General features: G+C 62.8%; 23 protein-coding genes. 9 read left to right on the top strand and 14 right to left on the bottom strand.

The genetic code is table 11. The annotated features are described in order from the left end of the window. Nucleotides 1-429, top strand: coding sequence for a DsrE family protein (locus ACQ4WO_RS09355; protein ID WP_436481144.1), 429 nt, complete (start codon nt 1-3; stop codon nt 427-429). Nucleotides 430-488: 59 nt separating this feature from the next. On the opposite strand, the gene ACQ4WO_RS09350 is transcribed toward ACQ4WO_RS09355, so the two are convergent. Further along, nucleotides 489-707: a TOBE domain-containing protein gene (locus tag ACQ4WO_RS09350; protein ID WP_034757699.1), complete on the bottom strand. Its 219-nt coding sequence runs from the start codon at nt 705-707 to the stop codon at nt 489-491. Between the two features lie 173 nt (nt 708-880). Between ACQ4WO_RS09350 and ACQ4WO_RS09345 the strand changes: the two genes are divergently transcribed. Next, on the top strand, nt 881-1366 hold the full coding sequence (locus ACQ4WO_RS09345) for a hypothetical protein (protein WP_436481143.1): 486 nt from the start codon (nt 881-883) through the stop codon (nt 1364-1366). Between the two features lie 57 nt (nt 1367-1423). Here the strand turns inward: ACQ4WO_RS09345 and ACQ4WO_RS09340 are convergent, their stop codons facing one another. Further along, nucleotides 1424-2479 carry a sulfate ABC transporter substrate-binding protein gene (locus ACQ4WO_RS09340; RefSeq protein ID WP_436481142.1) on the bottom strand — a complete coding sequence of 352 codons (1056 nt, stop codon included), beginning with the start codon at nt 2477-2479 and terminating at the stop codon, nt 1424-1426. A gap of 301 nt (nt 2480-2780) precedes the next feature. Between ACQ4WO_RS09340 and ACQ4WO_RS09335 the strand changes: the two genes are divergently transcribed. Beyond that, nucleotides 2781-3311 (top strand): GNAT family N-acetyltransferase, encoded by a 531-nt coding sequence (locus ACQ4WO_RS09335; protein WP_436481141.1) that lies wholly within the window; start codon nt 2781-2783, stop codon nt 3309-3311. A gap of 65 nt (nt 3312-3376) precedes the next feature. Here the strand turns inward: ACQ4WO_RS09335 and ACQ4WO_RS09330 are convergent, their stop codons facing one another. Beyond that, nucleotides 3377-4189: a class II glutamine amidotransferase gene (locus ACQ4WO_RS09330; protein ID WP_436481140.1), complete on the bottom strand. Its 813-nt coding sequence runs from the start codon at nt 4187-4189 to the stop codon at nt 3377-3379. A gap of 232 nt (nt 4190-4421) precedes the next feature. Between ACQ4WO_RS09330 and ACQ4WO_RS09325 the strand changes: the two genes are divergently transcribed. After that, the gene (locus ACQ4WO_RS09325) at nt 4422-5258 is read left to right on the top strand and encodes an EAL domain-containing protein (RefSeq protein ID WP_436481139.1); all 837 of its coding nucleotides are present in this window, start codon (nt 4422-4424) and stop codon (nt 5256-5258) included. A 100-nt stretch (nt 5259-5358) separates the two neighbouring features. Further along, nucleotides 5359-6108: a YcbK family protein gene (locus ACQ4WO_RS09320; RefSeq protein WP_436481138.1), complete on the top strand. Its 750-nt coding sequence runs from the start codon at nt 5359-5361 to the stop codon at nt 6106-6108. 120 nt (nt 6109-6228) lie between these two features. On the opposite strand, the gene ACQ4WO_RS09315 is transcribed toward ACQ4WO_RS09320, so the two are convergent. Further along, nucleotides 6229-6432: a DUF3460 family protein gene (locus ACQ4WO_RS09315; protein ID WP_230518696.1), complete on the bottom strand. Its 204-nt coding sequence runs from the start codon at nt 6430-6432 to the stop codon at nt 6229-6231. An 82-nt stretch (nt 6433-6514) separates the two neighbouring features. Here ACQ4WO_RS09315 and ACQ4WO_RS09310 point away from each other — a divergent pair, with 82 nt between their 5' ends. Next, nucleotides 6515-7396, top strand: a complete 882-nt coding sequence (locus ACQ4WO_RS09310) for a LysR family transcriptional regulator (RefSeq protein WP_436481137.1) — start codon at nt 6515-6517, stop codon at nt 7394-7396. Here ACQ4WO_RS09310 and ACQ4WO_RS09305 read toward each other — a convergent pair. Then, nucleotides 7372-7839: a PACE efflux transporter gene (locus ACQ4WO_RS09305; protein WP_034757742.1), complete on the bottom strand. Its 468-nt coding sequence runs from the start codon at nt 7837-7839 to the stop codon at nt 7372-7374. The genes ACQ4WO_RS09310 and ACQ4WO_RS09305 overlap by 25 nt on opposite strands. A 182-nt stretch (nt 7840-8021) precedes the next feature. Between ACQ4WO_RS09305 and ACQ4WO_RS09300 the strand changes: the two genes are divergently transcribed. Both ACQ4WO_RS09300 and ACQ4WO_RS09295 read left to right on the top strand, forming a co-directional pair. Continuing rightward, entirely contained in the window at nt 8022-8471 is a 450-nt protein-coding gene (locus ACQ4WO_RS09300; RefSeq protein WP_436481136.1) for a hypothetical protein, read from the top strand. 116 nt (nt 8472-8587) lie between these two features. Beyond that, complete coding sequence (locus ACQ4WO_RS09295) at nt 8588-10762, top strand: putative bifunctional diguanylate cyclase/phosphodiesterase (RefSeq protein WP_436481135.1); 2175 nt, start codon at nt 8588-8590, stop codon at nt 10760-10762. Here ACQ4WO_RS09295 and ACQ4WO_RS09290 read toward each other — a convergent pair. Continuing rightward, complete coding sequence (locus tag ACQ4WO_RS09290; RefSeq protein ID WP_436481134.1) at nt 10747-11847, bottom strand: glycosyltransferase family 9 protein; 1101 nt, start codon at nt 11845-11847, stop codon at nt 10747-10749. The genes ACQ4WO_RS09295 and ACQ4WO_RS09290 overlap by 16 nt on opposite strands. Nucleotides 11848-12012: 165 nt before the next feature. On the opposite strand from ACQ4WO_RS09290, the gene ACQ4WO_RS09285 reads away from it, so the two are divergent. Beyond that, nucleotides 12013-12981, top strand: coding sequence for an IS1595 family transposase (locus ACQ4WO_RS09285; RefSeq protein WP_436481133.1), 969 nt, complete (start codon nt 12013-12015; stop codon nt 12979-12981). 82 nt (nt 12982-13063) lie between these two features. Here ACQ4WO_RS09285 and ACQ4WO_RS09280 read toward each other — a convergent pair whose 3' ends face one another. The 8 genes from ACQ4WO_RS09280 to ACQ4WO_RS09245 all read right to left on the bottom strand — a co-directional run bounded on the left by ACQ4WO_RS09280 (nt 13064) and on the right by ACQ4WO_RS09245 (nt 20212). Further along, on the bottom strand, nt 13064-14107 hold the full coding sequence (locus ACQ4WO_RS09280) for a hypothetical protein (RefSeq protein ID WP_436481132.1): 1044 nt from the start codon (nt 14105-14107) through the stop codon (nt 13064-13066). A gap of 5 nt (nt 14108-14112) precedes the next feature. Beyond that, entirely contained in the window at nt 14113-15024 is a 912-nt protein-coding gene (gene flgL / locus ACQ4WO_RS09275) for a flagellar hook-associated protein FlgL (RefSeq protein ID WP_128139632.1), read from the bottom strand. 10 nt (nt 15025-15034) lie between these two features. Then, nucleotides 15035-16396 carry a flagellar hook-associated protein FlgK gene (flgK, locus tag ACQ4WO_RS09270; protein WP_436481131.1) on the bottom strand — a complete coding sequence of 454 codons (1362 nt, stop codon included), beginning with the start codon at nt 16394-16396 and terminating at the stop codon, nt 15035-15037. A gap of 81 nt (nt 16397-16477) precedes the next feature. Continuing rightward, nucleotides 16478-16870, bottom strand: coding sequence for a rod-binding protein (locus tag ACQ4WO_RS09265; RefSeq protein WP_436481130.1), 393 nt, complete (start codon nt 16868-16870; stop codon nt 16478-16480). Continuing rightward, nucleotides 16867-17979 (bottom strand): flagellar basal body P-ring protein FlgI, encoded by a 1113-nt coding sequence (locus tag ACQ4WO_RS09260; protein ID WP_034757769.1) that lies wholly within the window; start codon nt 17977-17979, stop codon nt 16867-16869. Before ACQ4WO_RS09260 ends, ACQ4WO_RS09265 begins: the two co-directional genes overlap by 4 nt. 9 nt (nt 17980-17988) lie before the next feature. After that, a complete protein-coding gene (flgH, locus tag ACQ4WO_RS09255; RefSeq protein ID WP_230518686.1) occupies nt 17989-18651 on the bottom strand; it encodes a flagellar basal body L-ring protein FlgH in 663 nt (220 codons plus the stop codon). 11 nt (nt 18652-18662) lie between these two features. After that, nucleotides 18663-19451: a flagellar basal-body rod protein FlgG gene (flgG, locus tag ACQ4WO_RS09250; protein WP_170846442.1), complete on the bottom strand. Its 789-nt coding sequence runs from the start codon at nt 19449-19451 to the stop codon at nt 18663-18665. Between the two features lie 32 nt (nt 19452-19483). Then, nucleotides 19484-20212, bottom strand: coding sequence for a flagellar basal-body rod protein FlgF (locus tag ACQ4WO_RS09245; protein ID WP_436481129.1), 729 nt, complete (start codon nt 20210-20212; stop codon nt 19484-19486). Between the last annotated feature and the right edge of the window lie 24 nt (nt 20213-20236).

The raw sequence follows: 20236 nt of genomic DNA, 5'->3' as shown, positions 1-20236 counted from the left end.
ATGACAATCTTGCGCCGCTGGTTCACCGCCATCCTTCTTTCCTTGCTCGCTTGCACCGCCGCCACGGCAGCGCAGAAGGAGGAAAAGGTGGTGTATCACGTCAATGACGCCAGCAATGCCACGGCTGCGCTGAAAAACATCCGCAATCACCTGGACGCCAGCCCCAAAGCCACCATCGTGCTCGTCGCGCATGGCCCCGGCATCGATTTCCTGCTCGATGGCGCCATCGACAAGAATGGCAATCCGTATGACGTGGTGGTGCGCGAGCTGGCCAAGCGTGGCGTGAGCTTTCGCGTCTGCAATAATACCTTGCAAGGACGCAACATCGACCGCCAGCGCGTGCTGCCCGAAGCCGTCATCGTGCCCTCTGGCGTGGCCGAGTTGAGCCGCTTGCAGTGGCAGGAAGGGTATGCGTATATCAAGCCCTGACGCAAACGCCGCGCCGCTGCCGGATGGCAAGGGGCGCGGCGTCAGTGGATGGGTGACGCTTACTGAATCTTGGCGATCGACACTTCCGTCGATTTGACCAGCGCGATGACTTCGCTGCCCACCTTCAAGTCCAGGTCCTTGATCGAGCGCGAGGTGATCACCGACGTGACGATGCCGTGCGGCGTTTCCACGTCCACTTCCGAGACTACGGGGCCAAAGATGATTTCCTTGATCTTGCCGCGAAACTGGTTGCGTACATTCACTTCCGAGATAGCCATGATATTTCCTTTGTGCCCGTAATACGCCAAGCGGCGCGACAAGGCCAGAGTACGGCGTGCGCGCGCTTTTGACCACGAATCGATGCGCATATCGATATGCGCAAAGCGCGCACCAGCGCTGACGCAAGCACATTCTTCGCCTATACTTGGCTGCAACATCCTGGAGGTTTGCCATGCGTCCATTGCCCTTGTTGCTGCTGTTGCCCTCATTTGCCGTGCTGGCGCAACCGGCCGCGGCGCTGCAGCCGATGGCCTTCCTGGCCGGCCATTGCTGGAAGGGCGAGTTCCCTGGCGGCAAGCAAACGGATGAGCACTGTTTCCAATGGCTGTACGGCGGCCAGATGCTGCGCGACGTGCACACGGTGCGCAGCCCCGGCAAGCCCGACTACGTGGGCGAAACCACGTATTACCACGATCCCGCCGCAAACAAGGTCACCTTCCTGTATCTGGAAAACAGAGGCGGCCACAGTCGCGGCACGATGCTGCCGGCGGACGGCGGCCTTGACTTTCCCGCCACCGAGTACGTGGTCGCCAAGGGCAAGACCTTGACCTACCGCGTGCGCTGGACGCCATCGGGCGATGCCTATGAAGCGGCCAGCGAGATGCTGCTGGACGGGCGCTGGGTACCGCAGTTCAAGTTGCTGCTGAAGAAACAGTGACCTTTGCTCCATAAAAAAAACCGGGACATGTCCCGGTTTTCTTGAGGCGTGGCGTGCTTACTTCTGATAAATCTTGTCGAACTCGCCGCCATCGTCAAAGTGTTTCTTTTGCGCTTGTTTCCAGCCGCCAAACACGTCATCGATGGTAAACAGCGTGATCGGCTTGAAGCTGGCCGCGTATTTCTTCGCGACTGCGGCCGAACGGGGGCGCAGATAGTGCTTGGCGACCAGTTCCTGGCCTGGTTCGGAGTACAGGTATTGCAGGTAGGCCGTGGCTTCCTTGCGGATGCCGCGGCGGTCGACGACCTTGTCGACGACGGCCACCGGCGACTCGGCGAGGATGGAGATGCTTGGATACACGACTTCGAAGTTGTCGCCGAATTCGGCGCGCACCAGTTGCACTTCATTTTCAAACGTCACCAGCACGTCGCCGATTTCACGCTGCGTGAAGGTGGTCGTGGCGCCGCGGCCGCCGCCGTCCAGCACGGGTACGTTCTTGAACAGCTTGGTAACGAGGTCGCGCGCCTGCGCTTCGCTGCCGCCTTTTTTCACGGCATAGCCCCAGGCCGCCAGGTAAGTATAACGACCATTGCCCGAGGTTTTCGGGTTCGGCACGATGACCTTGATGCCGGGCTGGGCCAAGTCGTCCCAATCCTTGATGCGTTTCGGGTTGCCTTTGCGTACCAGGTACACCATGGTCGAGTAAAACGGCGCCGCATTGTTCGGGAATTTCTTGGCCCAGTCGGCCACCACGAGGCCGCGGTCGACGAGGATATCGATGTCATTGGCCTGGTTCATGGTCACGACGGACGCTTCCAGGCCATCGGCGACGGAGCGCGCCTGCTTGCTCGAGCCGCCGTGCGACTGCTTGATGGTGATAGTTTCGCCCGTTTTGGCTTTCCAGTCAGCAATAAATGCGGGATTCACATCCTTGAACAGTTCGCGCATCACGTCGTACGAGGCGTTCAGCAAGACCACGGGTTCGGCGGCGCCAGCTGCCATCGGCAGACTCAGGGCGGCGGCGGAAGCGGCCAGGGCGCTAGCCAGGAACCAGCGGCGCGAGCGTTGGGTGAGCGTCGCTGCGGTGGTCGATACGGCGTTGGAATGGGGCATGTTGAACTCTTGTTGTGAGAATAGATAGACATAGTCTAAAATTCCGGCCGGAAAAGAAACGAATTTTTCGTAATATGCTTAGATTTAATTCCCGTTTACGCTAAAAAACAGATATCGATTTTTGGAAACATTCGTGGGCAAGGCGCGCATCAGCACTTAGTCTGCAGGCATGGCGCCATAGGCAAAACCGGTCTGTGGCGTGCGGCAAAAAACCCGATTGCGCCGCTTGGTGTATAGTCGAATCGCACGATACAAGGGTGAAACCGTTTGCATCGGCAACTGGAATATTTTGTGAGCGTACATGAGTCTTGAAATTCGTATTGCAACATCGACCGACGCTTTCGAGGCGTGCAACGTATTACGACGCTCCATCGTCGAATGCTGCCGCCTCGATCATCGGGACAATCCGGCCATCCTGGAAGCCTGGCTGGGCAATAAAACACCGCAGATGGTGGCGTGCTGGTTTGCGTCGCCCACCAATTTTTCGCTGGTCGCAGTCGAGGCGGGCGCCGTGGTCGGCGTCGGCTTGCTGACGCGCGCTGGCAAGCTGGCCCTGTGCTACCTGCTGCCCGAGGCGCAAGGCCGCGGCGCGGGCAAGGCGCTGGTCGAGCAACTGGAAGCGCAGGCGCGCGAGTGGGGCATCAAGGCCCTGCAGCTGCACAGCACGGCCAGCAGCCAGGCCTTTTTCGTCAAGCGGGGTTATGTCGAGGCGGGCAATGTGCGTTCGCCATATGGCGTGGAAACGATTTTTTGCTGGAAACAGCTTGATCCCGCAGGTATTTCCAGCGGCGACCCCAAGCGCAAGCGCTTTTGCAACTGCAATTCGGCCTGACGGCTATCCTGCACTTCAGCCCGTCCATCCGGCGGCGGGCCTTTCCTTCCTTTGAATAATTTCTCTCAATAACTGATCTGGATATACACGCCTTGTGGCGCGCTATCGTTTCCCGGCAGCAAGGTGCCGCCGGCAAACAGTTTCAGTTCGCCGGGCGCGAAGGCCAGCCAGTCCTCGTTTTGCGTCAGCGGATGCGTGGCGATGACGGCGATGCGGTCGTCCAAGTGGTTGTGCTGGCGAAAATCGATGCTGCGCTCGCAGTCGATCAGTTGCGCGACGGAAAACGGGTATTCGCGTATCACATAGTGCAAATGCGTGGAGCAGTGGGCAAACAGCAGTTCGCCGTCCGACAGGATGAAATTGAAAGTGCCGTGCGCGGCGATGTCCGTGGCGACCTCGGCGATGGCGGCGCGCAAGTCGGCGCGCGCGGGTTCGCCGAGCGGAAACCGCGTGCGCAAGTGGGCCAGCAAGTGGCAAAACGCCTGTTCGCTGTCCGTGTCGCCGCTGGCGCGGTAGTGCGCGTTGGCGGGCGCGCGCCACGTTTTCAAGTCGCCATTGTGGGCAAACGACCAGGTCTTGCCCCACAGTTCGCGAGCGAACGGATGGGTGTTTTCCGGCGCGATACGGCCTTGCGTGGCTTTTCGGATGTGCGCGACGATGTTTTTCGCCTTCACGGGATGTTGCTGCACCTGCGCCGCCAGCGGCGAATCGATGGCGGCCAGGTGATCCGTCAGCAAGGTGCAGCCGCTACTGGAATGATAGGCGATACCCCAGCCGTCGCGGTGCTCGTCCGTGCGTCCGCCCCGTTCGGCAAAGCCGGCAAAGGAAAATCCCAGCGCTGCCGGCTTGCTGCTGTTCATTGCGAGTAACTGGCACATGGCGGCCCTTTCTGATGGTATCGGTACATGACCACAGTAAAGGCCGGGGCAGGTGGCCGGAACGAATGTTTCCGACTATCGTTATGCGCTGGCCGTCGCATGCCTTATGTGCTGGGCGCATATCAAATGGCGAAACCATTCGTTCTCCTTTGGTTTGTGCTGCCTTACTCTGCACACTTTGGCGCCGTCTTCCCCACGAGGGCAGCCGGCGCAGCCCGATGAAGGAGCACGTATGCCATTTCCCGTCCTGAAAAATTACCTTGCCCGCCTGTCGCACCAAACCCAGGCCGGCACCAGCGTCTGGCTCGACGGGGAGGGCAGGGCGCTGGGGCGCTTTTTCAATTGCACCATGACGAGCGCCTTCCAGCCGCTGCGCGAACTGGGCAGTGGCAAGCTGGTGGCGTTCGAGGGCCTGGCGCGCAGCGTGTCGAAGGCGGACGAGGGCTTGTCGCTGTGGCGCTTGCTCGACCACGCGGCCAGCGACGACGAATCCGTGGAGCTGGACCGGCTGTGCCGCATGCTGCACGCGATCAATTTCTTCCGCCAGGGCGAAGCGGAGCAGTCGGACCTGTACCTGAACGTGCATGACCGCCTGTTGAGCGCTGTCAGCAGCAATCACGGCCACGCCTTCCAGCGCATTCTGGACGCGCTGGGCTTGCCCATCGAACGCATCGTGCTGCAATTGCCGACGGTCACGCCGAACCAGGGCTGGCTGCTCAACTATGTGGCTGACAATTACCGGCGCAACGGTTTCCGCCTGGCCATCAACGTGGCCAGCGTGCAGGAAGCAACAGGCATGCTGGAGCGCTTGCACCCGCATGCGTTCAAGCTCGACGCGGGCAACCTCAGCGACGAGCAGGCCGTTGCCAGCTTCGTCACCGTGTGCCATGCGGCGAAAATCCGCGTCATCTTCAAGCGCCTCGACACGCCGGCGGCGCTGGCCGCGCTGCAGCGCATTGGCGCCGCCACGGGCTTGCCCATCGTGACCCAGGGTTATCTGCTCGATAAGCCTTTGACGGCGCTGGCGCAGGCGAAAGGAGGCGTCGCGTCCGTCGCGGCTGCCGCCTGACGCAAAATGTCTTGAAATGAGGGCGACACGATAGGCAACGGAGGGTTTTTCTTCGCAGCACAATACGCTATAGTATTCCCATCGTTAAATTGGACTGACTATGGCATCGCGCAGAAATTTTCTACATCACGGTATGGGCCTGGCCGCGCTGGGCCTGGTAGCCACCCCTCTCATCGGCTGCGCCTCGCGCACGGCCGCTCCCGCCTCGGCTTCGGCCAGCGCCAAGCCGCGCGCGCCGCGCACGGCCGTGCCACCGCAGCCGACGCAACTGGCCAGCGTCGACCGCTCGATCACGTCGCAGTCGCGCCAGGCCATCACCGAGATGGAACCGCCTCCGGACATCTTCGACGCGCAGGCGCTGGACCTGGAATTCTGGCTCAAGCCCCGCACCCTGGAAGTGGTGCGCCCGGCCAGCAATGAAAAGGCCAAGCTGCTGTACTGGAAAGATGGCGAAGTCATCGATTCTGCCTACCAGGAACTGTGCCACTTGCTGCGCGACGTGAACGGCAAGAAGACGGCGCCGATCGACCCGAAACTGCTGGAAACCCTGTGGGGCACGCAGGCGTTCGTGGCCCGTTACGGCATCGAGCAGCCGCTGGAGATCCTGTCGGGCTACCGTACGGCCGAGTCGAACAGCCGCCTGCGCGAAGCGGGCGTGCCGGCCGCGCGCCAGTCGCTGCACATCTCGGGCCGCGCCGCCGACATCCGCGTGGCGAATCTGAACGCGGAAGTGCTCGGTTCGCTCGTGCGCAGCTTCAAGCAAGGCGGCGTGGGCTTCTATTACCGCAACGGCCCGCGTGGCGGCTGGATTCACGCGGATACGGGTCTTCAGCGCACCTGGAAAGGTTAAACACCTGACCAAACCTACTGCGCGGCGCGCTTTGCGGCTTGCGATGCTCGCTGTGCTATAGCACTGCTGCGCTTCTCGGCCACAAATCACTGCCGCTCGCTACGGTTTTGTCAGGCGTTTTTAGTCGTAGTGATACGGCGGCTCCGGCACGCTGTCGGCGTGGATCAGTTCCAGTTCGCGCAGCTTGGCCGGGCGCTCCCACCAGATGCGCCAGCCGCGCCGCTGGTTTTCCAGTACTTCCGGGTGCATTTGCAGATAGCCGTCGATAAAGCGGGTAAAGTCCGAGACATAGCCGCTGCGGCGGTAAGGTAGTCGATGGCGCATGCGCGTCCTCCCATGGTTTTTCCTTTTGACCGCCCTTGTGCGCAAAAGTGCCGCACTTTCCACCGCACTTTCTACTTTCCCCATGAAATTGTCCAGCCATAACATCGAACTGTTCCTGGCCGTCGTCGATGGCGGTTCGTTCTCGGCCGCCGCGCGCGCCTTGCGGCGGGCGCCATCGGCTGTCAGCATGGCGATGGGTAATATCGAGGCGGAACTGGGTATCGCCCTGTTCGACCGGGGTGCGCGCGAAGCCGTGCCCACGCCGGCCGCCATGGCGCTGCTTCCCCACGCGCGCCTGATCGCCGAGCAGTTGAAGCAGTTGCATCTGCACGTGCAGGAATTGTCGCAGGGACTGGAAAGCCGCATTTCGCTGGGCATCGCGGCCGAGCTCGACCATACGCCCTTCCTGGCCGCCGTGCGCGCCCTGTCGCAGCGCCATCCGCTGCTCGACATCGAAGTGCTGACGGCGCCGCAGGATGATGTGCTCGACATGCTGCACCGGGGCCGCATCAGCGCCTGCATGGCTTTTGCTGGCGGGCGCATCAATCACGAAGAACAGTTCCAGCTGGTGGGCAGCGATGCCTTGCTGGCGATTATCTCCACCCAGCATCCGCCCGACGTGGCGGGGCGGCCCTTGTATATCGAGGAATTGGTGAATCTGCGCCAGATCATCGTCGCCAGCCGCGAACTCGACCTGGCCGATGCGCGCCCCGTGGTGGGCTTGTCCTATTGGCGCACGGACAGTTTGCCGATGGCGCTGGCGATGGTGGAAGCGGGACTGGGCTGGGGCAATTTTGCCGCCTCGGCCATCAAGGATTCGCTGGCGGCGGGGCGGGTGCGCTGCGTGGCGTTCAAGAATACGGGCAATGGCCTCGTCGTGCCCATCCACCTCGTGTGGATGAAGGACCGGCCGTTGGGCATGGCGGCGCGGTCCTTTCTTCAGTTGCTCAGCGAAGCGGCCTGAACATTCGCTGGCTCTTCCTTCGGCTGCTGCGCCGACAGGGGCACGCCGAACAGGCCGTCGAAGAAGTAATTGAAGATGAAGCTGTAGCACGGGATGATCAGCATCAGCGCGAAATCGAGCACGAACGCTTGCCACAGGCTGATGTCGAGCCACCAGGCGATCAGCGGGATCAGGTAGATGACGAGCGTGATCTGGAAGCCGATCGCGTGCAGGATACGGCGCCAGACGGTGCGCGTGCGCGACACTTGGCGGATTTCCCAGTATTCGAACGCCGTGTTGTAGAGCAGGTTCCAGATCACGGCGATGGTGGTGATCATGATTGCCAGCGGACCCGTGCTGGTGGGCGATTCGCCCGAAAGCAGTGTCAGCCAGGCCGTGGAAATGGCCATGCCGATGATTTCAAAGGCGGTGACGTAGACGATTTTGCGTTTGATGCCTTGCATGTAAAGCCTGTAAAGAAGAGATGGCGGCTATTTTAAGTCAGGTGTACTGATGTTTGAAGTCGATAGCTGTCAGATTTTCTGATCGATCCAGCGTGGGAATACCATGCGCCCCGCGAACGGTGGATAATGGCGGCTGGCGGGCAACCTGTCCCGCCGCATCACCGCAGAAAAGGTCAACGAGCATGCAAGGCGCAGCAGACAGCAACATCCCAGATACCCCCGCCAGTCCGGAAGAACGTCCCCGTTTCCGCCCCCGTCCGTGGGAACACCTGGAAACGCCGTACGACGTGGAAGTGTGGATCGAGGAACATAATCGCAGCATGCAGGACAATATCCGCGCCACGGAGACGGGCGTGGGCATCTGTTTTACCCTGGCCGAAGGGGGCGATATCTATATGCAGACGAGCGCCGACGGCGCCGTCGTGCTCGACGTGACGCCGGACGCGGCCTGGGTGTCGCCCCTGATCAGCGCGGCCACGGGCTGCGAGGCGCCGGACTCGTCGCTGTGGATATTACCTGACGATAAGCTGATCCAGCTGATCGTCGGGCTGTCGAGCCTGGTGGCCAGTACTTTGCTGGTGGTCGGTCATGATTTCGGCTTGCGCCGGCACCGTATGGGTCTGGGCCGCTGAGGGCCTTGTTGCGGAAACGGCATCCATGACAGGCATGGCTCGACACTGTGCGTGGCGCGTGCTAGTCTCGCTACTGCACCCACCTGTTTTCCAGGGCGGCCATGCCAAGGACAGCCATGGATACACCACCGCAAGCGGTACCTGCTCTGGATTCCTCCCCGCCCGGCCACGACGGCGTGCCGCGGCATGTCGCGCCCCTGCTTGACGATGGCGTCTTCAGTCCGGAACGGATGAAGGCCGAACGCGAACAAGCGTATTTCAACGATTTATACCTGCTGGCGCCCGTCGCCTATTTCGTGCTGGGACTCGATGGCGTGATCCTGCAGGTCAACCTGGTGGCGGCCGAACTGTTCGGCCTGGCGCGCGGGCGTCCCGGCCACGTGCTGTTCCGTTCTTTTGTGCACGAGGCGTTCCGCCGCGATTACGAACAGTTCGTGGAGCGCGTGCTCAATAGCAGCGAGCCCGAGCGCATCCAGCTGCAGGTGCAACTGCCCCCGCCGCGTCCCGGCGTGCGCGAGGCGGGCTTGCCCGTCAGCCTGCTGGGCAGCGCCGATCCGAACGGCCAGGCACTGCGCCTGGTGCTCGAGCAGGCCGAGGGCAAGCTGGCCGCGCTTGAACGCAGCGAAGAGCGCTTCCGGCGCATCGTGCACAGCGCCGAGGAAGGCATCTGGGAAATCGATGCGCAGGCGCTGACCAGCTTTGTCAATCCGAAGATGGCGCACATGCTCGATTGCCAGATCGAGGATATGCTGGGCCAGCCGCTGGCGGCCTTCATGGATGAGGAGGGGCGCGCCATCCTCGAGCGCAACATCGCGCGTCGCCAGGACGGCATCGTCGAGCGCCACGAATTCAAGTTCCTGCGGCGCGACGGCAGCACCTTGTGGGCCACCCTGGCCACCAATCCCATCTTCGACTCCAGCGGCACCTACCTGGGGGCGCTGGCGCTGGTCAGCGACATCACGGCGCAGCGCGCCGCGTCCGAGCGCATCTGGCGGCAAGCCAATTTCGACCAGCTGACGGGCTTGCCGAACCGCTACATGTTTCTCGACCGCTTGCAGCACGAGGCGGCCCATGCCAAACGCGAGGGCGCTTGCCTGGCCCTGCTGTTCATCGACCTCGACCATTTCAAGCAGGTGAATGACAGCCTCGGTCACGAGAAGGGCGACATGCTGCTGCGCCAGGCGGCGCGTCGCATCAGCGAGCGCGTGCGCGCCACCGACACGGTCGCGCGCCTGGGCGGCGACGAGTTCACCGTCATCCTCGCTGGCGTGGGGCAGCTGGGCGGCATCGAGCGCGTGCTGCAGGAATTGACGGCTGCGCTGGCCCTGCCGTTCGTGCTCGACGGCGACACGGCGCAAGTGTCGGCCAGCGTGGGCGTGGCCCTGTATCCGGCCGACGCCGAGTCGCCCGACACCTTGCTGCGGCATGCCGACCAGGCCATGTATGCGGCCAAGAGTGCGGGGCGCAACGGCTACAGTTATTTCACGCCGGCATTGCAGCAGGCAGCCGAATTGCGCCGCAGCACGGTGCGCGAGATGCGTCTGGCGCTGGCGCAGGACCAGTTCGAAGTCCATTACCAGCCCATCATCCGCCTGTGCGATGGCAGCATCGAGCGGGCCGAGGCGCTGTTGCGCTGGCGCCATCCGCTGCGCGGCTTGCTGGCACCCGCCGATTTCATCGGCTTTGCCGAGGCGAACGGCCTGATCATCGATATCGGCGAGTGGGTGTTTCGCCAGGTCGTGCGCCAGGCGCGGCAGTGGCAGGACGAGCATGGCACTGCGTTCCAGATCAGCATCAACAAGTCGGCCGTGGAATTTCGCTGCGACGCCGCGCTGTACCAGGACTGGGGCGGGCATCTGGCGCGCCAGGGGCTGGCGCCTGGCGCCATCGTCATCGAAACAACGGAAGCGGTGCTGCTCGACGAAGCGCGCCAGGTGGTTGACCGGCTGCGCCAGTTCCGCGCCATGGGCCTGGCGCTGGCGCTCGACGATTTCGGCAGCGGCCAGGTGTCGCTCGCGTGCATACAGAAGGCCGATATCGATTTTCTCAAGATCGACCGTTCGCTGGTCGGCGAACTGGGAGGCGATGGCGCCGGGCAGGGCTTGTGCGAGGCGATCATTGCCCTGGCACAGCGCCTGGGCTTGAAAGTCGTGGCCGAGGGCGTGGAGACGGCGTCGCAGCGCGATCTGCTGCGCGCCGCCGGCTGCGACTATGCGCAGGGATATTTCTTTTCCCGCGCGCTGCCGGTGGGGCAGATGGATCGCCTGCTGGCATCTCAGCCGGCGGCCTGAACTGTCTCCTGCGCCGGGCCGGCGCCCTCCATCAGTTGTTCCACGGCGGCCAGGGTGTCGACATCGCTGACGGTGGCCAGGGTCAGGCCCGGCGCCAGGATGACGCGGTAATGACGGCTGGCTGGATAAAACCAGCGGTAGTTGTCGGTGCGGATGTAGTAGCCGACGATTTTCTTGTCATACGCCGAAGCGATGTGGATCACCGACGTGTCGGGCGACAGCACCAGCTCGCAGCGGCGTATCAGCGCCGCCAGCTCCAGGATGTGGCCGGTGGGCGGCGCGCTCATCACATTGGCATGGCCGGCGTCGCGCACGATCTCGGCGGCGCGCGCCTCGGTGCCGGGCGCGGCGATCACCAGCAACGCATGGCGCGGATAGCGTGCCGCCAGGGCGGCGCAGCAGCGCTGTGCATCGGCCACGCTGACCGTGCGTTGCGCATTGCTGCCCTGGAAATTGAGGCAGAACAAGCCTTCATGCGTGCGCAGCAGGCTGTCGCAGGCGGCGTCGACCCGTGCCGCGTGCGCGTCCACGCCGAACAGTTCATAGCGCATATCGATGTCGCGCAGGCCAAACTCCTCGAACGTGGCGAAAAAGCTGTGCAGGATGTGGCGGCTGCGGTCGCAAGGCACCGTATGGTCGAACATGCCCAGCTTCGCCGTCGAAGTGCCGTACTTTGGAATGGCAAAGCCCGTCAGATAGCGCGCACCGAGCCATTTGATACGTAGCAGCAAGGGAATCGAAAAGCGGTTGTAGGGGTTGAAGATGACGTCGTAGCGGCGCCGGCGCAGGTCGGCGATGGTGGTGCGCAAGTCGCGCAGCAGCGGCTGCTTGTCCCAAATGAGGATCTCGTTCACATGCGGGTTGCCGGCGATGACATCGCGGTTGGCACTGCTGGCGGCCACGTCGATCTGCCAGTGCGGATAGTTTTTCTTCAGCTCGCGCAGCAGGGCCGACGTGACGATCATGTCGCCGATCTTGTCGTTGCGCAAAATCAGCACCTTGCGCACCTTGGCGATATCGAGGGGCTGCTTGCCGGATTTGCCCAGCAGGGTGTAGCTGATCAGCCGGGCGGCGGTTTTTATCAAGGGAACTCCGGAGGTGGATGACGGGACGCGCTGGCGTATTGGTGAATCAGCCAGCGACAGCAGCATCTTACGGATTGGCTCTGTCATCGGCAAGTAGGGGAATGCCGGAATTTTTCCTTGGCCGTGCTGTCTGACTCTGCATATCAATCACGCAGGGAGCAGATCATGCGGCCAGCCGAATGGAAGAGATTTATCGCGCAACTTTCGCAGTTGAGCCAACGCCAGCGGCAGGCAGGCATTGCCCTGCTGCATGGCAACGCGCCACACGACGCGACCGTTGCGCTGCTGGAAAGTGTGGCGCAGTCGCGATTGGCCTGTCCCGCCTGCCACTCGGCGCACCTGCACCGGCACGGTCATGCGCACGGCCTGCAGCGCTACCGCTGCGTGCCCTGCGGGCGCACCTTCAATGCGCTCACCGGCACGCCGCTGGCGCACCTGCGCCACAAGACCTTGTGGCTCGACTACGCCGATTGCCTGCTGGCATCGGATTCCGTGCGCAAGGCGGCCAGTCAGTTAGGAGTGCACCGCAACACCACGTTTCGCTGGCGCCACCGGTTTTTATCGCTGGCAAAAACGGACCGGCCGCATGGCCTGCACGGCATCGCCGAGGCCGACGAGTTATATCTGCTGGAATCGGAAAAGGGAGCGCGGCAGATGAAGCGTCCGGCGCGCCGCCGTGGCGGCCATGCCCACAAGCGTGGTATTTCCAATGAACAGGTCTGCATCCTGGTGGCCCGCGACCGTACGGGCCAGACCCTCGATTTCGTCACGGGCAAAGGGGCGTTGACGAAGGCGCAGTTGCATCACTGTTTGTTGCCTGTCATCGACAGGGACGTGCTGCTGGTCACCGACGGCCATACCGCCTACCGGGCTTTTGCTCGGGAAGCTCGTATCAGCCATCAGGCCGTCAACTTGCGCGCAGGCATCCGTGTACAGGGTGCCGCCCACGTGCAGAACGTCAACGCCTATCACAGCCGCTTGCGGCAATGGCTGGGCCCGTTTCACGGCGTGGCGACGCGCTACCTGCCGAACTATCTGGGATGGCGCTGGATACTCGACGCCGGGCGTATCCGCTCCCCTGAAACGTTATTGAAGGCAACGCTGGGCGCATTCCCACATCTAATGGTGACATAGCCTACGGATTTCCATCGTCCTGAGCTAGGGGCATGCCCCATTATTGCCGCGTGCGCCAGGGCGGCGCACGCGCGGGAAGCGGTTATTCCAGGCCCAGCAGGGCGACGACTCTCTCGCGGCTGATGCCGACCAATGCCGAGCTGATTGCCAACAGCGATTCATAGCCGGGTTCGCTGGCCTTTTGCGTGAAGTTTTCCGCCAAGGTATCCATGCTGACGTTTACTTGTACCGGTTGCGCGCGGGCAACCCGTCCCGTCGCTTGCGCCAGGGCCAGGCTGACGGAACTGCGCGCCGCCTGCAACTGCGCCAGCGCCTGCACCACTTGTTGCAAGGTGGCGCGCAGGGCTTCCACGTCGCCGGTATTCCATTCTTCCGGGGCGATGGCGGCCGGTTCCGCATCCGTGCGCACGCGGCTCATCTGGCCGGTCGGGTAGCGGATGCCGCTGCCGCGCACGGACAGGCTGTCGCGTACGTTGGCCCAGGCCGCTTCCGACGTGCTGAACACCAGTTCGCCATTCTCGCCCAGCTTGACGCCGATGCCTGATGGCATCAAGGCGCGGTCGAAGCGCGAGACGATTTCGTTCGTGCTCAGGCCAGGTTCGATATTGACCGAGCGCAAGGCCTGGTTCGCGCCGCCGACGGAAAATGCCAGCACTTCCTGCGGACCTTCCTGCAGGCTGGCCATGGTCAGGCCGCGGATGCTGAAGTTTTGCTGTGCCGCCTGTGGGCTGGTATAGCTGAGCTGTGCGTCGAGCGTGCCGCCCGAGGCGCTGGCGCGCTGGCGCCAGGTATTGCTGAACTGGCGTACTCTTGCCTCGACTTGCCCTTCGCGGCCCTGGCGCGCGGCCAGCTTGGCCGCCAGTTCGCTTTTCAGCGCTTGCAGCTGGCTGCTGCTGCGTTCCAGATAGTCGAGTGTTTGCTGCGCGTTGGAAATCTCTCCCTGCAGCTGGTGATCCCAGTTGCTCAGGCCCCGCTGCAGGCTCGCCGTCGACCTCTTCGCCGCTGGCGCCTCGCTGCGCGCACTGGCGCTGCCGTTGATGGCGGCGGATGCGTCATCGACGACGCGGGCTGTGCCGGCGCCTTTGGCATTGACGCCGGAAGAGGAGGAGGTCTGAACGATTTGCATGATGGTCAGAGAAGATCAAACAGGGAAAGGGTGCCAACCTTGGCGTATGCCTTGTATGTTGCCTGCAGGGCCGTCTGGTAGCCGGTCAGTTCGATGGCCGCCGCACCCATATCGGTCTTTTTCAGGTCCAGCAAGGCCGAATTGTTCGACAGCGAGACATTCGACAGGTTGCCCGACAGCGTGGTGAGGATGTTTTGCGCGCCGCCGAAAATGGCGATCTTGCCGGAAAGCAAATCCATGCCATCGTCGGTGCCGCCGAGGCCATCGTTGACGATGGCGCGCACGGCCGGGTCGTTCGGGTTGACGCCCGGCGCGCCGAGGGTGGCGACGACCTGGTCGATCTTGTTGAGCCACACTTCCAGGTCCTTCACGTCGACGTTGGCCGCCTGCGTCACGCCATTGCCGACCACGACGGTCTGCGTGTCGGTATTGCCGACGTAGCTGTAGCGCGAGCCGACAGCTGCCGCCGGGTCGTATTTGATCGCTGGCTGGTCGGTGGCGGTGCCGGAAAACATGTAGCGGCCTTCCTGATCCTTCAGGTTGGCCGTGTACAGCACGCTGTCACGCATGGCCGTCAGCGATTGCGTCATCGCGTTCAGGTCGCCGGGCGTATTGCTGCCGTCGGCGGCCCACACCAGCAGGTCGCGCGCCTGGCCCATGTCGGTCACCATGCTCGACAGGTAGTTTTCGTTTTTCAGCAGGCGCACTTTCACCGTGGCGATATTGTCCTGGTACTGGGTGACCATGGCTTGTTCGCGCGTCAGGCGCGAAATGCGCACGTTGCCGATCGGATCGTCCGATGGCAGCTGAATGCGCAGGCCCGAGGACATCTGCTGGGTCAGGAAGTTGATGCGCTCCTGATTTTGCTGAAGCGAAATATTGATCAGCGATTGGTACTGGCTACTGGCGACACGCATGATCTTCTCCTTAACCCATCATTTGCAAAGTGGCGTCAAACAAGCTATTTGCCACGGAAATGACTTTCATGTTTGCTTGATACATATTCTGGAATTCGACCAGGCTCATCGCTTCTTCGTCCTTGTTCACGCCGCTGGTGGACTTCCAGTCATCGATTGCTTGCGAACGCACCGTGTTGGCCGTCTTCAGCAGGGCCTGGTTCTGCTGGCTGTAGATACCGAGCTTGCCGACCAGTTGCGTGTCCGCGTCGCTCATCAGGACCGAACCCACCCAGCTGACGGTGATCGGTTGATTCTTGATCTCGATCAATTTCTGCAAGTTGCCGCTGTCGCCGGCCGCGCCCGTCAGCGACAGGGCCAGATCCTTGGCGTTGAAGCCCGGGGTAATGCTCAGCTTGCCATTTGCATAGGCCAGCAGGGGACCGCCTGGGGCGCCGGCCATGGTTTTTCCCAGTGCCAGCTGCGCGTTGACCTTGTTGGTCAACTGGGTCGCCATGTCTTGCAGCGACTGCTGTAGCGGTTTCAGGGTGTTTTTCTCGAATTCGCCCAGGCCGCCCATCTGGCCGCCGATGGCAACCATATCGAGCGTGTACGAGGACTTGGAGAAATCGAGGCTCAGGGTCTGGTCGCCCGTGTTCGTCATGCTGCTGGTCAGCGTACCGGCCAGGCTGCCGATGACCAGGGGCTGGCCCGATTTCAGCGAGACATTGCGCGAGCCGTCCGGCTGGTCGAGGACCTCGATGCTCATTTGCGCCGCCAAGCCATCGATCAGCTGGTCGCGCGCATCCATCAGCGACGACACATTCGTGCCCGCGGCGGTGGAGGTGCTGATGCGCTGGTTCAGCGCGGCGATATTGGCCAGGGTGGTATTGGCTTGCGGCACGATCGCAGCACGTTGCTGCTGCAGCGACAGCAACTGGTTGCCCATGACGGTGCTGATGCTGTTGAAACGCTGCGCCATGGCGTCGGCGGAGGTGACGATCTGCTGGCGCAGCGGCGTCGACGTCGGGTCGACGGCCGAGGCGTTGAGGGCGGCGAAAAAGCCGTCGATGCCATTGCTGATGCTCGACGCATCGTCGCCCATCACGCGTTCGAGCTGGGTCAGGTAAGGCTGGGTCTGCGAACGGGCACCCTGGTCGGACGCGGCGCGCCACATTTGCTGGCTTTTATAAGCATCGGCAAAACGCAGCAGGGCGGACACTTCCACGCCATTGCCGGCCGAACGTACGCCGGCGGTGGCGCCAAGCGACGACAGCAGCACACCCTGGCGCGTGTAGCCCGCCGTTTGCAGGTTGGCGATGTTCTGGCTGGCCGCATTGAGTGCGGCCTGGGCGGCGATGCTACCTGACAATGCATTGCTGATGATGCTCATTGGGCAAGTTTCTTTCGTGAAGAGTGTGGCGCGTGCGGGTGGGCGGGCATTGAGTCCTTGTTACCTTTTACAGGCGACACTTCAGACGGATTTATTAAGCGGCGCTGCAATATTGTCGGTCTTGACGGCGTTTTTGGCTGCCACGGGTGCGCTGGCCGCCGGCAGCAGCTGGCGCAGGATGGCGTCGGCGATGCCGAAGGCGCGCTGCCCGGCCATTTTGTCGGCCACCAGGTTGTCGGCCATTTCCAGCATGTCGCTGTTGACCGGGTCCTTGAAGACGCTGTCTTCGCCCGCCATCTCGCGCGTGCCCGAACGCATCTGGCGCAGCATGTGCGAGATGAAGAAGGCTTCGAACTTGACGGCCGCCTCGGTGGCCTTGGCCGCATAGCGGGGATCGGCCGGCTTGGCGGCTGCAGGAGAGCGGTCGTCGAGCGCCGAGGGCAGGGCGCTGCTGCTGTCGTTGATATTCATCATATAACCACCAGTTCGCCTTCGATGGCCCCGGCTTGGTCCAGGGCTTGCAGAATTGCCATGATGTCATCGGGCGAAGCGCCCAGGCTGTTGACGACGTCGATGATGGCCTGCAGCTTGGCGCCGGCTGGCCATTTGAACATATTGCCGTTGCCCTGGTCGACGGACACCTTCGATTGCGGCGTGACGGTGGTCTGGCCGCGGCCGAACGGCGCCGGCTGGCTTACTGCCGAGCTTTCGGAAATGACCACTTTCAGCGAGCCGTGCGTGACGGCGGCCGCCTTCACGCGCAAGCCTTCGGCGATGACCACGGTGCCGGTGCGCGAATTGAACACCACTTTCGGCGTATCGACGCCGACGTCGACGGAGAGCGCTTCCAGCTTGGCCATGAAGGCCACGCGCTGGGTCGGGTTTTCCGGCGCCAGCACTTCCACGCTGGTGGCGTCGCGCGTGGTGGCGACGGCGCCAAAGCGGCGGTTGACGGCTTCGACGATATTGATGGCCGTCTCGAAATGCGGGTGGCGCAAGTTCAGGGTGACGGTCGGCTTGGTCGAGAAATCGCTGAGGATTTCGCGCTCGATGTTGGCGCCGTTGGGAATGCGGCCCGAGGTGGGCGTGTTGACGGTGACGGACGAGCCGCTCTTGCCTGTGGCGTTCAAGCCGCCGACGACGACGTTGCCTTGCGCCAGCGCATACGTTTCATTGTCGGCCGCGCGCAATTGCGTCAGCAGCAAGGTGCCGCCGCGCAAGCTTTTCGCATCGCCCAGCGACGAGACGGTGACGTCGATGGCCTGGCCACGGCGGTATCCCGGGGGGAATACGGCGCTGACCATGACGGTGGCGACGTTCTTGCTTTTCGATTCGGCGCCGTCCGGCATCTTCACGCCGAACTGCTTGAGCATGTTGACCACGGACTGGCTGGAAAATTTTACCTGGGTGGTGTCGCCGCTGCCGTTCAGGCCCACGACGAGGCCGTAGCCGACCAGCGGGTTGTCGCGCACGCCCTCGATGCTGACCAGGTTGCGCAGCACTTGCGCGGCGCTGGCGGGCAGGGCAAAGCCGGACAACGCAGCGAGCATGGCTGCCAGGGGCAGGGCGGAACGAAATTTCATGAGCTCACCTTAAAACGGCATCCATGGGCCGACGAAGAAGCGCGTCAGCCAACCTGGTTTGTTGGCTTCGGCCAGGGTGCCCTGGCCGGAATAGGCGATCTGCGCATTGGCAATGCGCAACGATGACACCTGGTTGTTCGAATCGATGTCGGCCGCGCGCAGGTAGCCGCGCAGGCGCACGAATTCCTCGCCCTGGTTCAGGGTCAGGGTTTTCTCGCCCTGCACGCGCAGCAAGCCGTTCGGCAACACTTCCTGCACGATTACCGTGATGGCGCCGGACAGTGCGTTTTGCTGCGTGCTGGTCGAGTCGCCGGCGAAGTTGCGGTCGGCAGACAGGTCGATGCCCGTCTTGGGGAAGGTCTTGCCGAGGAGATTGGCCGCTTGCACGCCGACGGACGAGCCCTTGTTGAACGAGGTGCCCGCCTTCTTGCTGGCCTGCGTGGTTTCCTGCAGTGCCACCGTGACGACGTCGCCGACGCGGAAGGCGCGGCTGTCGGAAGTCAGGGCCAGGCCCGCGTCGGGATTGAAGACGCCGCCGCCCACGCCGCCTTGCGCAGCGCTGCGCGGCGCCACGGGCAGCGGCGTATCGGAAAAGCTGGGCGCCAGGGGCGCCATCGGCTGGCTGGCGCAACCGGCCATCAACACCAGCAGCATGGCTGCCGTGGCTTTCATGGCGGCTGTCATCAGCGTGCCGCTTGCGCCAGGTATTGCAGCATATTGTCGGCGGCCGACAGCACCTTGGTGTTCATTTCATAGGTGCGCTGGGCAGCGATCATGTCGACCATCTCTTCGACCACCTGCACGTTCGAGCCTTCCAGCGCGAACTGCTTCAATTTGCCCAGGGCGCCTTCGCCTGGACGGCCTTCCGTCGGCGTGCCGCTCGATGCCGTTTCCTGGAACAGGTTTTCGCCGAGTGCCAGCAGGCCTGTCGGGTTGACGAAGCTGGAAAGATTCAACTGGCCCAGTTCGGTACCCGCGACATTGCCCGGCACGGTGGCCGTGACCATGCCGTTTTCGCCGATGGTGATCGCCGTGGCGTTGTTCGGCACGGTGATCTGCGGCACCAGCGGCAGACCCTGCGCGTTGACCATCACGCCGTTTTCATTCAGGCTCAACTGACCGGCGCGCGTGTAAGCCGCTTCGCCGTTCGGGCGCAGCACTTGCAAAAAGCCGTTGCCGGTGATGGCGACGTCGAATTCGCGGCTCGTCGTTTGCAGGCTGCCGGTGGTAAACACCTTTTGCGTGCCCACCATGTGGGTACCGTTACCCAGCTGTACGCCCGATGGCGAAAGGGTATTGTCGGCGCGCTGCGTGCCCGGCTGCTGCTCGACCTGGTAAAACAGGTCTTCGAAGACGACGCGGTCGCGCTTGAAGCCAACGGTATTGACGTTGGCCAGGTTATTCGCGATGGCTTGCAGTTTGGCATCTTGTGCCTGCACGCCGGTCTTGCTGATCCACATTGCTGGATTCATGATTTACTCCTGGTAATTGGTTGGCGTTGGGCTTAGGCGCCCAGCAGGCGGTTGCCGGACTCAGTCATCGCGTCGCTGGCCTTGAAAATTTTCATCTGCATCTCGAAACTGCGGTTCAGGCTCATGGTGGCGACCATTTCCTCGACGGCCGAGACGTTGCTGCCTTCCAGATGGCGGTCGCGCAGGCGTACCGCCGGGTCGGCCTGCAAGTCTTCGCCGCTGCGCGCCACGATCAGGCCCGCCTCGTTCTTCGTCAGCTCGCCCGCTTCCGCGTTGACCAGCTTGAGCTTGTCGACGGTCTGCATTTGCGCGGTGCCCGGCACCTGGATGGAAATCGTGCCATCGCCGCCGATCGACAGGCTGGTGTGCTCGGGAATCGTGATGGGGCCGCCTTCGCCCAGCACAGGCCGGCCGTTGATGGTCAGCGCGCCCGTTTCATCGAGGTCCATGGCGCCGGCGCGCGTGTAGGCTTCGCCGTTTTGCCATTGCACCGCGAGAAAACCGGGGCCAGTGACGGCCACGTCGAGTTCGCGTCCCGTTTCCTTGATGGCGCCCGTGCGCGTGCCGATGGCGCTCGACTGCGTCTGCGTCATGTGGCGGTCGTCGTAGCCATAGCCGTTCTGCAGCGGCTGGGCAGTGGACACTTCCAGGTTGGCGCGAAAGCCGCCCGTCTCGATATTGGCCAGATTGTTGGCGTGTACCTGCTGTGCCCGCAGGGCACGGTCGGCCCCGCTCATGGCGGTATAAATCAGCGCATCCATTGCTCTTTACCTTTGCGTATCGTG

Origin of the sequence: Janthinobacterium aestuarii (assembly GCF_051380835.1) — a bacterium.
GTDB classification, from domain to species: Bacteria; Pseudomonadota; Gammaproteobacteria; order Burkholderiales; family Burkholderiaceae_D; genus Janthinobacterium; species Janthinobacterium aestuarii.
Note: the sequence above shows the minus strand (reverse complement) of the source record. Positions and strands in the feature narration are given on the sequence as shown.

Coding starts and splice junctions, on each gene's coding strand:
- ACQ4WO_RS09355 (WP_436481144.1), top strand. CDS start 1: ATGACAATCTTGCGCCGCTGGTTCACCGCCATCCTTCTTTCCTTGCTC.
- ACQ4WO_RS09350 (WP_034757699.1), bottom strand. CDS start 707: ATGGCTATCTCGGAAGTGAATGTACGCAACCAGTTTCGCGGCAAGATC.
- ACQ4WO_RS09345 (WP_436481143.1), top strand. CDS start 881: ATGCGTCCATTGCCCTTGTTGCTGCTGTTGCCCTCATTTGCCGTGCTG.
- ACQ4WO_RS09340 (WP_436481142.1), bottom strand. CDS start 2,479: ATGCCCCATTCCAACGCCGTATCGACCACCGCAGCGACGCTCACCCAA.
- ACQ4WO_RS09335 (WP_436481141.1), top strand. CDS start 2,781: ATGAGTCTTGAAATTCGTATTGCAACATCGACCGACGCTTTCGAGGCG.
- ACQ4WO_RS09330 (WP_436481140.1), bottom strand. CDS start 4,189: ATGTGCCAGTTACTCGCAATGAACAGCAGCAAGCCGGCAGCGCTGGGA.
- ACQ4WO_RS09325 (WP_436481139.1), top strand. CDS start 4,422: ATGCCATTTCCCGTCCTGAAAAATTACCTTGCCCGCCTGTCGCACCAA.
- ACQ4WO_RS09320 (WP_436481138.1), top strand. CDS start 5,359: ATGGCATCGCGCAGAAATTTTCTACATCACGGTATGGGCCTGGCCGCG.
- ACQ4WO_RS09315 (WP_230518696.1), bottom strand. CDS start 6,432: ATGCGCCATCGACTACCTTACCGCCGCAGCGGCTATGTCTCGGACTTT.
- ACQ4WO_RS09310 (WP_436481137.1), top strand. CDS start 6,515: ATGAAATTGTCCAGCCATAACATCGAACTGTTCCTGGCCGTCGTCGAT.
- ACQ4WO_RS09305 (WP_034757742.1), bottom strand. CDS start 7,839: ATGCAAGGCATCAAACGCAAAATCGTCTACGTCACCGCCTTTGAAATC.
- ACQ4WO_RS09300 (WP_436481136.1), top strand. CDS start 8,022: ATGCAAGGCGCAGCAGACAGCAACATCCCAGATACCCCCGCCAGTCCG.
- ACQ4WO_RS09295 (WP_436481135.1), top strand. CDS start 8,588: ATGGATACACCACCGCAAGCGGTACCTGCTCTGGATTCCTCCCCGCCC.
- ACQ4WO_RS09285 (WP_436481133.1), top strand. CDS start 12,013: ATGCGGCCAGCCGAATGGAAGAGATTTATCGCGCAACTTTCGCAGTTG.
- ACQ4WO_RS09280 (WP_436481132.1), bottom strand. CDS start 14,107: ATGCAAATCGTTCAGACCTCCTCCTCTTCCGGCGTCAATGCCAAAGGC.
- flgL (WP_128139632.1), bottom strand. CDS start 15,024: ATGCGTGTCGCCAGTAGCCAGTACCAATCGCTGATCAATATTTCGCTT.
- flgK (WP_436481131.1), bottom strand. CDS start 16,396: ATGAGCATCATCAGCAATGCATTGTCAGGTAGCATCGCCGCCCAGGCC.
- ACQ4WO_RS09265 (WP_436481130.1), bottom strand. CDS start 16,870: ATGATGAATATCAACGACAGCAGCAGCGCCCTGCCCTCGGCGCTCGAC.
- ACQ4WO_RS09260 (WP_034757769.1), bottom strand. CDS start 17,979: ATGAAATTTCGTTCCGCCCTGCCCCTGGCAGCCATGCTCGCTGCGTTG.
- flgH (WP_230518686.1), bottom strand. CDS start 18,651: ATGAAAGCCACGGCAGCCATGCTGCTGGTGTTGATGGCCGGTTGCGCC.
- flgG (WP_170846442.1), bottom strand. CDS start 19,451: ATGAATCCAGCAATGTGGATCAGCAAGACCGGCGTGCAGGCACAAGAT.
- ACQ4WO_RS09245 (WP_436481129.1), bottom strand. CDS start 20,212: ATGGATGCGCTGATTTATACCGCCATGAGCGGGGCCGACCGTGCCCTG.